The following is a 13018-nucleotide window of genomic DNA, read 5'->3' on the forward strand; positions in this document are numbered from 1 at the left end:
CTCCTCTTATAACTTAAGCTCGATATCAACACCTGCTGGCAGTTCGAGACGGGTTAACGCATCTACTGTCTTAGGGGTTGGCTCCAGAACATCAATAAGACGCTTGTGAGTTCTCATTTCGAACTGCTCGCGGGAATCCTTATTAACGTGTGGAGAACGCAGAATTGTGTATACCTGCTTCTCAGTTGGGAGCGGAATAGGGCCAGATACCTGTGCACCGGTTCTCTTTGCAGTTTCAACAATCTTAACTGCACTCTGATCCAATGCCTTGTGATCATAAGCCTTCAAACGAATTCTGATTTTCTGCTGCTTAGACAATTTATTTTCCTCCTTCTCGTCCGGGCTCCAGGCCCAAACATTTCTCCGTAGTAGTTCCCTTACTAACGCCCGAAGCGTTGCAAGCCATCTACCACGTCATCGCATTGGGGGGTACTTAGAAGCACACCGCTTCTTATTATATATACCATACTGAAAATGTCAATATGGAGAGTACCACAAACCTTATTATAAGGGCGACCCGTGGGCCGCCCTTACTATATAAGGATTTTAAATGAATCTATTAAGTTACTAAAACCAGCTACTCAAGATTAAGCGTCGATCTCAGTTACTCGACCAGCACCTACAGTGTGGCCACCCTCGCGGATAGCGAAGCGGAGACCAGCCTCGATAGCGATTGGAGTGATGAGCTCTACGGACATCTCTACATTATCGCCAGGCATTACCATTGGAACATCCTCAGGGAGGGTTACAACGCCGGTAACGTCAGTAGTTCTGAAGTAGAACTGTGGACGGTAGTTGGAAGTGAAAGCAGTGTGACGGCCGCCCTCTTCCTTGGTCAGTACATAAACCTGACCCTTGAACTTGGTGTGTGGGTGGATGGAACCTGGCTTAGCAAGTACCTGACCACGCTGAATTTCCTTACGATCAATACCACGGAGCAAAGCACCGATGTTATCACCAGCCTGTGCGCTAGGGAGCAGCTTGCGGAACATCTCGATACCGGTTACAACAGTGGAACGAATCTCGTCAGCAATACCTACGATCTCAACAGTGTCGTTGAGGTTCAGCTCACCACGCTCAACACGGCCAGTTGCTACAGTACCACGACCAGTGATAGTGAATACGTCCTCTACTGGCATCAGGAAAGGCTTATCGGTATCACGGGTAGGAGTTGGGATGTAAGCATCAACCTCAGCCATCAGCTTGAGGATGTTAGCCTTCTGCTCTTCGTCGCCCTCGAGAGCCTTCAGAGCGGAACCAGCAACTACTGGAATTTCATCGCCAGGGAACTCGTAGCTGGAGAGCAGCTCACGAACTTCCATCTCAACGAGCTCGAGGAGCTCAGGATCGTCAACCTGGTCAACCTTGTTGAGGAATACTACCATTGCAGGTACACCTACCTGACGAGCGAGCAGGATGTGCTCACGAGTCTGAGGCATAGGACCATCAGCTGCGGATACTACCAGGATAGCACCATCCATCTGAGCAGCACCAGTGATCATGTTCTTTACATAGTCAGCATGGCCTGGGCAGTCAACGTGTGCATAGTGACGGGACTCAGTCTCGTACTCAACGTGTGCAGTGTTGATGGTGATACCGCGCTCTCTTTCCTCTGGAGCCTTATCAATGTTAGCGTAATCCTCGAACTGAGCCATACCCTTCTCAGAGAGAACCTTGGTGATAGCAGCAGTCAGAGTGGTCTTACCATGGTCAACGTGACCGATAGTACCAATGTTAACATGTGGTTTTGTTCTTTCAAATGTTTCCTTTGCCATTTTGGATTATTTCCTCCTTATTATTCGCCTTTATTCTTGGCAATAATGCCATCTGCGATATTTTTAGGAACTTCCTCGTAGTGAGAAACTTCCATTGAGTAGTTACCGCGGCCCTGAGTCTTGGAACGCAAATCAGTGGAATAACCGAACATGCCGGAGAGTGGTACGTAACCGTTGATAACCTGGGCACCATTACGTGCTTCCATGCCATCGATGCGACCACGACGGGAGTTCAGGTCACCGATTACATCGCCCATGTACTCTTCTGGAACGATAACCTCAACCTTAACATAAGGCTCGAGAATTACTGGATCAGCCTTGAGAGCACCGTTCTTGAATGCCATGGAACCGGCAACCTTGAACGCAGCCTCAGAGGAGTCAACCTCATGGTAAGATCCATCATAAACGATAGCCTTAACATCAACAACTGGGTAACCAGCGAGAACGCCGGCTTCCATAGCCTGCTTAATACCAGCCTCGATTGGGTTGATGAATTCCTTAGGAATAGCACCACCAACAACCTTGTTCTCAAAGCTGAAGCCAGCACCTGGCTCCTGAGGAATGAGCTGGAGTTTGCAGTGACCATACTGGCCATGACCACCGGACTGACGAACGAACTTGCCTTCGCAGTCAACCTCCTTACGGATGGTCTCTCTATAAGCAACCTGAGGGTTACCTACTACACAGTCAACCTTGAACTCGCGAAGCATACGGTCAACGATGATCTCCAGGTGAAGCTCACCCATACCGGAGATGATAACCTGACCAGTTTCTTCATCAGTACGAACGCGGAAGGTTGGATCCTCCTCAGCCAGCTTCTGAAGGGCAATACCCATCTTCTCCTGGTCGTTCTTGGTCTTAGGCTCAACTGCTACGGAAATAACTGGATCTGGGAATTCCATGGACTCCAGAATGATTGGTGCATTCTCATCACAGAGGGTATCACCAGTGGTGGTGTCCTTAAGGCCTACTGCAGCAGCGATATCACCGCTGTATACAACCTCCAGTTCCTTACGGTTATTTGCATGCATCTGGAGGATACGGCCGATACGCTCCTTCTTGCCCTTAGTGGAATTGTACACATAAGAGCCGGAGGAAAGGGTACCGGAGTAAACTCTGAAGAATGCCAGCTTACCAACGAATGGGTCAGCCATGATCTTGAATGCTAATGCAGCAAATGGCTCCTTATCGCTGGAAGGACGGGAATCCTCCTCGCCAGTCTCAGGGTTAACACCCTTGATAGCGGCGATATCAGTAGGAGCAGGCATGTAGTCAACAACAGCATCCAGCATAGGCTGAACACCCTTGTTGCGGTAAGAAGTACCGCAGGTAACTGGGCACATCTTACAAGCAATGGTAGCCTTGCGGATTACAGTCTTGATCTCCTCTTCGGAAATCTCCTCACCCTCAAGATACTTCATTGCAAACTCATCATCGAAGTCGGAAAGAGCTTCCATGAGAATCTCACGATATTCTTCAGCCTTATCCTTCATATCAGCAGGAATCTCAACTTCGTCAGCTACCTTACCAAGGTCATCCTCGTAAATGATAGCTTCCATCTTAACAAGATCAATGATGCCCTGGAAGTCATCCTCAGCACCGATTGGCAGCTGGATTGCAACTGCGTTAGCCTGGAGACGCTCCTTCATCATGTTGATTACGTTATAGAAATCCGCACCAGTAATATCCATCTTATTTACATAAGCCATACGTGGTACGCTGTATTTCTCAGCCTGACGCCATACGGTCTCAGTCTGAGGCTCAACGCCGCCGCGGGCAGTCAGAACTGCAACGGCACCGTCCAATACTCTCAGAGAACGCTCTACCTCTACAGTGAAGTCAACGTGGCCTGGGGTATCAATAATATTGATACGATGTTCCTTCCAATGGCAAGTGGTAGCAGCGGAAGTAATGGTAATACCACGCTCCTGCTCCTGCTCCATCCAGTCCATGGTGGCAGCGCCTTCATGAACCTCACCAATCTTGTGGTTGACACCTGTATAGAAGAGGATACGCTCAGTAGTGGTTGTCTTACCGGCATCGATGTGAGCCATGATACCGATATTACGAGTCTTTTCGAGACTATACTCTCTTGCCACTTGTATATCGCTCCTTAAAACTTAACTACTATAGAAGATTACCAACGATAATGTGCGAAAGCCTTGTTAGCCTCAGCCATCTTGTGGGTATCTTCCTTCTTCTTGATTGCTGCACCAGTGTTGTTAGCTGCATCCATCAGCTCGCCGGCAAGTCTCTCATCCATGGTCTTTTCGCCACGCAGTCTTGCGTAGTTTACAGTCCAACGAATACCGAGGGTCATGCGACGGTCAGGACGAACCTCAACTGGAACCTGGTAGTTAGCACCACCAACACGGCGGGCACGAACCTCCAGAACTGGCATAACATTCTTTAATGCAGTCTCAAAAACCTCCAGTGGATCCTGGCCAGTCTTGGAACGAATTATCTCAAATGCATCGTATACTACTCTTTCAGCAACACCCTTCTTACCAGAAAGCATTACCTTGTTGATGAACTTAGTGACGATCTTGGAATGATACACTGGATCTGGTAATACGTCACGCTTAGGTACTGAACCTTTTCTTGGCATCTGTTTTTGCCTCCTTCCATAATCTTCAGTCTTTAGAATTGTTTTTAGCAGATATTATGCTTTCTTAGCCTTAGCGCGCTTAGCACCGTACTTGGATCTACCCTGGGCACGGTCCTGAACACCTGCGGTATCCAAGGAACCTCGAACAATGTGATAACGTACACCTGGTAAATCCTTAACACGTCCACCTCTGATCAAAACAACACTATGTTCCTGCAGATTATGGCCAATGCCTGGGATGTATGCGGTTACTTCAATGCTATTTGTCAAACGAACACGGGCAACCTTACGCAAAGCGGAGTTTGGTTTCTTAGGAGTTGTAGTGTAAACTCTTGTGCAAACGCCACGTTTCTGTGGGCAATTCTTTAATGCCGGTGCTGTAGATTTATCCTGCATGCTCTGTCTGCTCTTGCGAACTAACTGATTAATTGTAGGCATACATGCACCTCCTTCCTTCAAATTGAGTATTTAGTATTTATTAAAAAATCACACTGTCCGTGCCTTCCCCTCTGGGGAAGGTGGCAGCCGACAGGCTGACGGATGAGGTCATCTCTTTGTAGACAGTATAATTTTTTTAACAATGGCCTTGTTTGAGAACCGCCACTGCAGCAGCCTTAACACCAATCGAGCAGGCCTTGCCAAGCTCTTCCATGGTATATGCTGCTTCCACTGGGATCTCTTTATCCTCACAGAGTATTTTTAAGGGATCTGTAACCCTGCCCTCTGCGTTGGCACCCAGAAAAACGCAAGCAACCTGTTCCTTGTTGATGGCTTTGGTTACCTGTTTGATACCTGTAACATGCTCTGCCTTCTTCAATTCATCCAGCTGCATACGCTTCACTCCTATAAATTGGAAATCCTCATACCTTAGGCACAAAGGTATTTTAGCACCCCCTAAAACCAATGTCAACACTTTATTTTTCAAGCTTTTCATTGTACACGCAGTCTGGTGTGTCATAAGTTACACATGCACCTCTTATTGCGTACTTATGTCCTTATATTGCGCACACGATTTGTTTTTTCTGGAACACTTAACCAACACTTGCTCATTTTTAACTTATTTTCAACTCATTTTGCACAATTTTTCAACTGGCTTTACTAAATAATTTTTGATATTTTTTTGTATTTTTTTGAGTACAATATGAAAAATATATCAAAAAAAGTGGGGCAGGTTATGGGCGCCTATAGCAGTTGAACACTGAGCGTTAAAAAACTATTTTTTACAGACCTGATTTAATTATTGTAAAAAAATCGTTTTAGCTAAGTGCTTTTGCGATAGGCGGCCATTACCTGCCCGAATATATTTAAAATTTTACTTTAATCCTGCAATAACTTTCCGCATTGCTTCAGCTACATTCTCCTTGTTGAAGCCAAACTTCTCAAAGAGCTGCGCAGCAGGTGCAGATGCACCAAAAGAAGTCATGCACACGGTAGCACCATCAAGGCCAATATATTTTCCCCAGCCAAAGTCCTTGCCAGCCTCTACAGCTACACGGGCACGGACATTCTTAGGAAGAATCTTGTCCTTGTACTCCTGGCTCTGCTCCTCAAAAATATCCATACATGGCATGGACACAACGCGAACATCTACGCCCTCATCCTTAAGGATTTCCTGGGCTTCAATGCCAAGAGCGACCTCGGAGCCGGTGGCAATGATAATACCATCCGGAATTTCCTTGGAGGAATCGGATACAACATAGGCGCCCTTCAGAGCTTCCTTGCTGCTGCCAGTCAGTGGAGTCAGATTCTGGCGTGTCAGAACCAGTGCAGTAGGCGTCTTTGTACTGGTAATAGCACTGTACCATGCCGCAGCAGTTTCCATATCATCTGCCGGGCGGAACACATTAATGTTTGGCAGACTGCGGAGCATTGCCAGCTGCTCAATTGGCTCATGGGTAGGACCATCCTCGCCTACACCAATACTGTCATGGGTCAATACATAAGTAACAGGCAACCCCATAATAGCAGCCAGACGAATCATTGGCTTTAAGTAGTCGGAGAATACAAAGAAGGTACCCACAAAAGTGCGCAGACCACCATGGAGGGTAATACCATTGGCAATAGCACTCATAGCCAGCTCGCGAACACCGAAATGGATATTCTTTCCGGCATAATTATCCTTGGCAAAGAAGGACTCACCCTTCATTTCAGTCTTATTTGAAGGAGCCAAATCAGCACTGCCACCGAACATGTTTGGCAGAATAGCATTCAGCTTGTTGATAAGGTTACCAGAAAGGGCACGGCTGGCAGTAGGCTTATCATTTCTTGCCCAGAATTCTTTATTATTAAGAAGAGCCTCTGCATCTACTGGTGCATGGAACTCCTCCCAACGCTTGGCCTCCTCAGGGAAATTAGCACAATATGCCGCAAAGAGCTTGTTCCATTCGGCTTCAGCCTTTTCACCTCTGGAAGCCAGCTCCCTATAATCAGCATAAACCTCGTCAGGAACCTTGAAGGCTTCCTGCTCAGGCCACTGCAGATTTTCCTTGGCAGCCTGAAGATTTTCCTCACCAAGAGGCTCACCATGGGCACTGGCAGTACCCTGCTTGGCAGGACAGCCATAACCGATTTCCGTATGAACACGAATGAAGGAAGGTCTGGTAGTATCAGCCTTGGCCTTTTCTATTGCTGCACCAATAGCGGCACAGTCAGTACCATCAGCCACATCTATGGTCTGGAAACCAAAGGCTTCCATGCGCTTCATAACATCCTCGGTAAAGGCAATGTCAGTGCTGCCTTCAATGGAAATACGGTTGCTGTCATAAATAACAATGAGCTTGCTCAGGCCCAGAGTACCTGCAAGAGAGAAGGCCTCAGAGGAAATGCCTTCCATAAGGCAGCCATCGCCGCCTAAAACAAAGGTATAATGGTCCACTACTTCATAGCCTGGCTTGTTGAACTCAGCAGCCAGATGTCTTTCAGCCATTGCCATACCTACAGCCATTGCCATACCTGCTCCCAATGGACCGGTAGTAGCCTCAACACCAATAGTATGGGCATATTCAGGATGACCAGGAGTTAGGGAATCCAGCTGACGGAAATTTTTCAGATCATCAATGGTAAGCCCATAGCCAAAGAGATGAAGCAAGGAATAAAGCATGGCAGAGCCATGACCACCAGAAAGAATAAATCTGTCACGGTTAGCCCACTTAGGATTCTTCCCATTATGATTCATGTGCTTGCCCCATAACTCGTATGCAATTGGTGCACAGCCCATTGGAAGTCCAGGATGGCCGGACTTGGCCTTCTGAATCATTTCAGCAGCCAGTATACGGATAGCATTTACGCTATTTTTCTCTACATTACTCAAAGAAATTCACTCCTTAAAATATCTTGAATATATTACTTGGAAGCAATTACGTCAATTTCAACCAAAACATCCTTTGGCAGCTTGCTCACCTCAACGCATACGCGGGCAGGACAATTTTCAGTAAAGTACTTGCCATAAATTTCATTTACCTTGCCGAAGTCTCCCATGTTGGTAATATAAACGGTAGTCTTTACTACATCAGAAAGGGTATAGCCTGCTGCAGTAACAATGGCCTTCAGGTTTTCAAGAACCTGAGTAGTCTGCTCCACAATGCCGCCTTCCACAACAGCACCAGTGGCAGGAACCAAAGGAATCTGTCCAGAAACAAACAACATGCCACCGGCAGTTTTAACGGCCTGAGAATAAGGGCCAATGGCACCTGGGGCATTTGTAGTAGCAATAATCTCGTTCATAATTAATCCTCCTTGCAAGATAAACAATAAATAACTTATTTATTATTGGCTAAATCAGGACGCAGATTGGCGGCCCTTCCTAAAAAAACATGCTTGATTTCACGCTGCTTCAGGTCAGTATCCACCAACAAGAGAACCCTGATACATTTTTCCATGGCTCCCTCCACATCCATCTGGCGGGCATCAAAAAGCGGAACGGCATCAAAGCCTGGCAGCTTTCTGGCACCGGAGGCTGGAAAAGCTGCGGTTATATCCTCAGTGGCACTGAAAATTGCCGCCCCAATATCCTCCGTTTTCACATTATTTCGCTTCAGCATTTCGCTGACAACTTCCTGGGTTGCAGCCCAAATTGCCTGGGCAGTATTTTCCTCTACAGTAGTAGCTCCACGTAATCCCCGCAAATCCATTCCTCCCATACAATATTAACTGGACAATACCTCTGTGCCTGTTTCGGTAACCAAAATGGTCTTTTCCCACTGGGCGGATAAAGAGCCATCCTTGGTCCGTACAGTCCAGCCGTCCTTCTTGTCAACAGTAACCTTATACTTGCCCGCATTAATCATTGGCTCCACTGTAAATACCATACCCGGAACCAAAAGCATCCCGGTTCCTGGCTGTCCCACATGTGGCACAAATGGCTCCACGTGAAAATCCTTGCCTACACCGTGACCCCCCAATTCGGTAACAACGGAATAGCCATTGGCCTTGGCATGGGCATTTACTGCAGCACCAACATCTCCCAGCCAGCCCCAAGGCTTAACAGCCTCAATGCCCAGCTCCATACATTCCTTGGCTACCCGCACCAGCTTTTCTGCTTCCGGGCTGGTCTTGCCACCTACAATAAACATACGGGAGGCATCAGCATAATAGCCGTCCAAAATAGTGGTAATATCAATATTCACAATATCCCCTTCCTTAAGAATGGTTTTCTTGGAAGGTATACCATGACAAACTACTTCATTAATTGAGATGCAGATGCTCTTTGGGAATCCCTCATAATTCAGGCAGGCAGGAATACCGCCATTCTTCTCGATAAATTCCTTTACGGCTGTATCAATAGCCTCTGTATTCTGGCCTGGCTCCACCATGGTCCCTGCCAGATCCAGTGCGGCATCATTCACCACACCACTTTTTCTGATCCCCTCAATATCTGCTGGGGTAAGTATTATATTATGAGGTGGCTTACACTGGGATTTAAATACATCATATTTATAGGAATCAATGCGATCATCAAAATCAAGATGGCACTTCTTGTATTTAAGTCCACTGCCACACCAACACAAATCATTTCTGTTCATTCTATTGGATGCTTCCTTTCAACAACTATAGTCCAATCTTTATTTAAACATAGTAATTGTGAAGTGGCAAGTTTTTTCTCTTGGCTCTTTGCACTTATTATTTTATCATATGACAGTAATTGACATCGTATATTTAGGGTATTACAATAAAAAACGGTGGCTCTGTCAATGGGGCACAGGCTAAACAGAAAGGATTGTCCTTAATTTTGAAAAATAGATTTCTTACTATTATATATGTTATCTTTTGCTTTATCCTGATGATAGGTCTATGGAATATCCGAGAAAGCAAGGAAGGTATACCGGTGCTGAACTACCATCAGATAAATCCAACGGAAAAGAACCCTTTAACAGTACCAACCAGTGATTTTGCAGCTCAGATGAAATATTTGGAGGAAAACGGCTACCACACTATTTCTCCTGATGAGCTTCAGGATTTTCTGGTTGATGGCAAGGAGCTTCCCGAAAAACCTATACTTATCACCTTCGATGATGGCTATGCTGACAACTATGAATATGCTTATCCTATTTTAAAAGAGCATAATATGAAGGCAACTATCTTTCTGGTTTCCGACTTCATGGGACGCTTTGAAAATTATCTCACCTGGGACAAGGTGTATGAAATGAGCGAAAATCAGATTTATATTGGTAGCCACACATTAAGCCACTTTGAGCTTACTCCCCTTGATCAGGCAGAGCTGGTAAATCAGCTGGTGGGTGGAAAGCTGGCAGTGGAATGGAAAACCTTTAAATTCTGTGAGTATATTGCTTACCCAGGTGGCTTTTATCATCAGATGGTACTGTCCGAAGTGAAAAAGGCTGGCTATAAGGGTGGCTTTACCGTATATAATGATTATGTCCGTCAGGGTGATGACCCTTATACCATCAACCGCATTGCCATATTTGGTTCCCAACATTTTGTAATGCCAAGATTTTGGATTCGTCTTCACATGGCTCCAGTAGTTGGACGCTTGGAGCGCTTCCGTTCCAAGCTCATTGATGCCGGTTATCCGACTTTGGCAGAGCTCATTTTTATACCATAAGGAGATTTCTATCTATGATAGCTAACATCATATCATACGTCTGCCTCATCGGCCTTATCGTTTTCTTCCTGGTGGCCATGCGCCGCATTTTAAAAAGGGACAATGTCATAAATGAGCTTATTCTCGGCTTTTATGATTACCAGACCATCTCCAAAGAAGAGCTTATTTCAAGAATGTACCAATACGCCTGCAACGATTTTCGTTTGAAGGGCCTCATAAATAAATTCAATGCCACAGAAGAGGATTACACCATTATTTTTGACAAACTCATCTACTGGGCAAACTTCAAAAAGCGCAAGCGCTATATTCCTGTTAATTCCTTCTTTTTCTATGGTTCCCTGAAATATCTCCTTCAGCATAAGGATGATGATGCAAAGCCAATAACCATGAAGATGATGAATTATTTCCACTTTTGATATTTCTGATAACAAGGTTTTTAAAACTTAAAAGGGACTGCTCCGGCAGTCCCTTTTACTGTGTCTGTATTTATATGGTTTTATGTATATGGGCTTATTTATCTTCCATCTTGTGATGATATTTCTTAATATCACCCTTGAGAATATCAATATCAATGTCAAAGCCTGCAGCATGACCTGGTTCCCCTTTAATGGCCCTGTCATAATTGTAGGAGCTGTTTACCACAACCTCATCGGTGAGCTTTTCGCTGTTGCGGATAACAATGTTTCTGAAAACTGTTAGGTACTCACCCTCCATTTTCTCCACATAAAGCTCATCCTTCAGCTTCTGAATTTCTGCCTCATACTCAGTTGCAGGCTTGAAGTTCTCCAAAGCATGCTGATAGTCATTATATGCCTCATCCCGTTTTACAACGGTACCCTCATTCAGATGCTCCTTCTCAATCAAATCACCGATAACGGGATATTTTACCTTTACGTAATCAAGAATTTCCTTATTTCTGTTCAGCTCACGTATTTCTTCCTCCAGGGCCTCAATCTCCTGATCCCGCTTCTGCATTTCAGCGTTCAGGGTCTTGATGCCCTCTTCCTTTTCCTGCAACAGTTCACGGTCAGACACCTTTACGTAAACTACACCCATTACGCAAAGCAGTGCAAAAATACCGGCAACCACCATTGGCATAACATTTTCCATTTTCTGCTCCCCTTCTCTTTTATATAATGAAATTAAAAAGCCTCAGATTCCTCTGAGGCCTAGTTTACAATATGGTGGAGACGAGGAGAATCGAACTCCTGACCCCCTGCTTGCAAGGCAGGTGCTCTCCCAGCTGAGCTACGCCCCCATATACTCGTTCTTTCACTGTCATGCGTTGTTGCTCCTCAGTGTCCTCGGTCAGCGTATCATTCAATACGCTTCGGTCGGACGCTTCGTCGCGCCTAGCCTGTCAGCGAAATAACTTCGCATCTAACTTAATCTTTTTGTCACATTACTTTGTTGCTCTTCCTCGTACTGTGACAAAAATCCTGCGCAAGCTTTACAGTCAGCGAAATAACTTCGTATTTCACTTATGCTTGAAGTTAAACATAACAACTTCACACAAAAAGTATTATATGAAACCACAGACTTTATGTCAACAAGATTTTCATACAATTTCGCGTTTAGATATTGTGGATTTGCTTTAGCAAGGCAATTGCATTCATGCCCAAGCCTGTAAAACGTGCCACATCCTCTGGGGTATAGCCAGCCATTAAGAGCTTTCTGGCTATTTCAGTCGCATCATCCCTATCATCAATCTCCGGATCCTCAATCACCGGTTCCACCGGCTGTTGTTCCATCATAGGCGCAGCAGGCTCAGATACATATTCTGGTGCTGTTGTATATCCAGCTTCCTGATTTGATTCATACTCTGAAGCTATCCCATACTCAGGCCCCATTTCCAGCATTGGCTCCGGCTCAGAGCTTATATCTATATTCAGCCCCATATCGTGTTGAGCCGCCTCAAGATTTTTAGAAACCTCCCGAAATGCCTCCAAAGCAAGCTTTGCTTCCTCGGAAATGCCACTGTCAGCGTCAGCTTCTGGCTGGTTAACAGCTTCAGTAGGGAACTCATCATAAACACCCTGAGCGTCTTCCAAATTTTCCGCTGATATTTCAGAGCTCTGTGGTAAGTTTTCTGCGTATTCCACATTTTCAGGAATCACCAGATTCGGGTCCTGCATATTAGACTCCAGCAGCTGGGAAAAATCACTTTCTCCATCCCGAGGGAATACAACTTCCTCAGATGCCAAAGGTTCAGCTGTTGGTTGGTTCACTGCTATTGATTGTGGCTCAGCTACTGACTGTGCCTGGAACTGTTGGGATTGAACAGAATTAACCACAGGACTTTGCTGCAGCTTCTGCAGCTCGTCAATACGCTGCTGCAACATCTCCGCCTTATAATCAGCTTCTCGGAGCAGGCCCTCCAAATGGTCTATATGGCCTGCCATGCGATTAATAATCTCGTCTGCTGATTGCTCCAGCTCATAGCGAAGCCTCCCTGCCGAGGCTTCCATAACCTCAGGATCCTCTTCCGCCTTCTGGAGCTGCCGACGAGCCAATAATACAATAATCGCTCCGACAATAATTATAAAACCTAAAATCTCAGTGGTCATCTAACTC

14 protein-coding genes and 1 tRNA gene are annotated in these 13018 nt (G+C 45.6%); 2 read left to right on the plus strand and 13 right to left on the minus strand.

Going from position 1 to position 13018, the window contains the following annotated elements:
* Positions 1-6 precede the first annotated feature (6 nt).
* The 10 genes from rpsJ to map form a co-directional block, all read right to left on the minus strand.
* Positions 7-318 carry a 30S ribosomal protein S10 gene (rpsJ, locus tag B6K08_RS01265; protein ID WP_027397548.1) on the minus strand — a complete coding sequence of 104 codons (312 nt, stop codon included), beginning with the start codon at positions 316-318 and terminating at the stop codon, positions 7-9.
* Positions 319-587: 269 nt separating this feature from the next.
* Positions 588-1775 (minus strand): elongation factor Tu, encoded by a 1188-nt coding sequence (tuf, locus tag B6K08_RS01270; RefSeq protein WP_039205678.1) that lies wholly within the window; start codon positions 1773-1775, stop codon positions 588-590.
* A 20-nt stretch (positions 1776-1795) separates the two neighbouring features.
* On the minus strand, positions 1796-3874 hold the full coding sequence (gene fusA, locus B6K08_RS01275) for an elongation factor G (RefSeq protein WP_080325204.1): 2079 nt from the start codon (positions 3872-3874) through the stop codon (positions 1796-1798).
* Positions 3875-3912: 38 nt separating this feature from the next.
* Entirely contained in the window at positions 3913-4383 is a 471-nt protein-coding gene (rpsG, locus tag B6K08_RS01280) for a 30S ribosomal protein S7 (RefSeq protein WP_027397545.1), read from the minus strand.
* Between the two features lie 54 nt (positions 4384-4437).
* Entirely contained in the window at positions 4438-4821 is a 384-nt protein-coding gene (rpsL, locus tag B6K08_RS01285) for a 30S ribosomal protein S12 (protein WP_027397544.1), read from the minus strand.
* Between the two features lie 136 nt (positions 4822-4957).
* Positions 4958-5215 carry a L7Ae/L30e/S12e/Gadd45 family ribosomal protein gene (locus B6K08_RS01290; protein WP_027397543.1) on the minus strand — a complete coding sequence of 86 codons (258 nt, stop codon included), beginning with the start codon at positions 5213-5215 and terminating at the stop codon, positions 4958-4960.
* Positions 5216-5695: 480 nt separating this feature from the next.
* Positions 5696-7693, minus strand: coding sequence for a transketolase (gene tkt, locus B6K08_RS01295; protein ID WP_039207702.1), 1998 nt, complete (start codon positions 7691-7693; stop codon positions 5696-5698).
* A 32-nt stretch (positions 7694-7725) separates the two neighbouring features.
* Positions 7726-8106 carry a RidA family protein gene (locus tag B6K08_RS01300; protein ID WP_027397541.1) on the minus strand — a complete coding sequence of 127 codons (381 nt, stop codon included), beginning with the start codon at positions 8104-8106 and terminating at the stop codon, positions 7726-7728.
* Positions 8107-8141: 35 nt separating this feature from the next.
* Positions 8142-8507: a chorismate mutase gene (aroH, locus tag B6K08_RS01305; RefSeq protein ID WP_080325205.1), complete on the minus strand. Its 366-nt coding sequence runs from the start codon at positions 8505-8507 to the stop codon at positions 8142-8144.
* Between the two features lie 21 nt (positions 8508-8528).
* On the minus strand, positions 8529-9404 hold the full coding sequence (gene map / locus B6K08_RS01310; protein WP_039207698.1) for a type I methionyl aminopeptidase: 876 nt from the start codon (positions 9402-9404) through the stop codon (positions 8529-8531).
* Positions 9405-9610: 206 nt separating this feature from the next.
* Between map and B6K08_RS01315 the strand changes: the two genes are divergently transcribed.
* Positions 9611-10444: a polysaccharide deacetylase family protein gene (locus B6K08_RS01315; RefSeq protein WP_080325206.1), complete on the plus strand. Its 834-nt coding sequence runs from the start codon at positions 9611-9613 to the stop codon at positions 10442-10444.
* Between the two features lie 14 nt (positions 10445-10458).
* Complete coding sequence (locus B6K08_RS01320; RefSeq protein ID WP_052212064.1) at positions 10459-10860, plus strand: hypothetical protein; 402 nt, start codon at positions 10459-10461, stop codon at positions 10858-10860.
* A 94-nt stretch (positions 10861-10954) separates the two neighbouring features.
* On the opposite strand, the gene B6K08_RS01325 is transcribed toward B6K08_RS01320, so the two are convergent.
* From B6K08_RS01325 to B6K08_RS01335, 3 genes are all read right to left on the minus strand, one after another.
* The gene (locus B6K08_RS01325; protein WP_039207693.1) at positions 10955-11554 is read right to left on the minus strand and encodes a synaptonemal complex protein 1; all 600 of its coding nucleotides are present in this window, start codon (positions 11552-11554) and stop codon (positions 10955-10957) included.
* Positions 11555-11626: 72 nt separating this feature from the next.
* Positions 11627-11702, minus strand: a tRNA-Ala gene (locus tag B6K08_RS01330).
* 316 nt (positions 11703-12018) lie between these two features.
* Entirely contained in the window at positions 12019-13011 is a 993-nt protein-coding gene (locus B6K08_RS01335; protein ID WP_039207690.1) for a hypothetical protein, read from the minus strand.
* Between the last annotated feature and the right edge of the window lie 7 nt (positions 13012-13018).

The sequence above is a fragment of the Anaerovibrio lipolyticus DSM 3074 genome, assembly GCF_900141865.1.
GTDB lineage: Bacteria > Bacillota > Negativicutes > Selenomonadales > Selenomonadaceae > Anaerovibrio > Anaerovibrio lipolyticus.

Excerpts from the sequence above, each read along its gene's own strand:
- tuf (WP_039205678.1), bottom strand. The coding sequence starts at position 1,775 with ATGGCAAAGGAAACATTTGAAAGAACAAAACCACATGTTAACATTGGT.
- B6K08_RS01300 (WP_027397541.1), bottom strand. The coding sequence starts at position 8,106 with ATGAACGAGATTATTGCTACTACAAATGCCCCAGGTGCCATTGGCCCT.
- B6K08_RS01320 (WP_052212064.1), top strand. The coding sequence starts at position 10,459 with ATGATAGCTAACATCATATCATACGTCTGCCTCATCGGCCTTATCGTT.
- B6K08_RS01290 (WP_027397543.1), bottom strand. The coding sequence starts at position 5,215 with ATGCAGCTGGATGAATTGAAGAAGGCAGAGCATGTTACAGGTATCAAA.
- B6K08_RS01335 (WP_039207690.1), bottom strand. The coding sequence starts at position 13,011 with ATGACCACTGAGATTTTAGGTTTTATAATTATTGTCGGAGCGATTATT.
- rpsL (WP_027397544.1), bottom strand. The coding sequence starts at position 4,821 with ATGCCTACAATTAATCAGTTAGTTCGCAAGAGCAGACAGAGCATGCAG.
- B6K08_RS01325 (WP_039207693.1), bottom strand. The coding sequence starts at position 11,554 with ATGGAAAATGTTATGCCAATGGTGGTTGCCGGTATTTTTGCACTGCTT.
- rpsG (WP_027397545.1), bottom strand. The coding sequence starts at position 4,383 with ATGCCAAGAAAAGGTTCAGTACCTAAGCGTGACGTATTACCAGATCCA.
- map (WP_039207698.1), bottom strand. The coding sequence starts at position 9,404 with ATGAACAGAAATGATTTGTGTTGGTGTGGCAGTGGACTTAAATACAAG.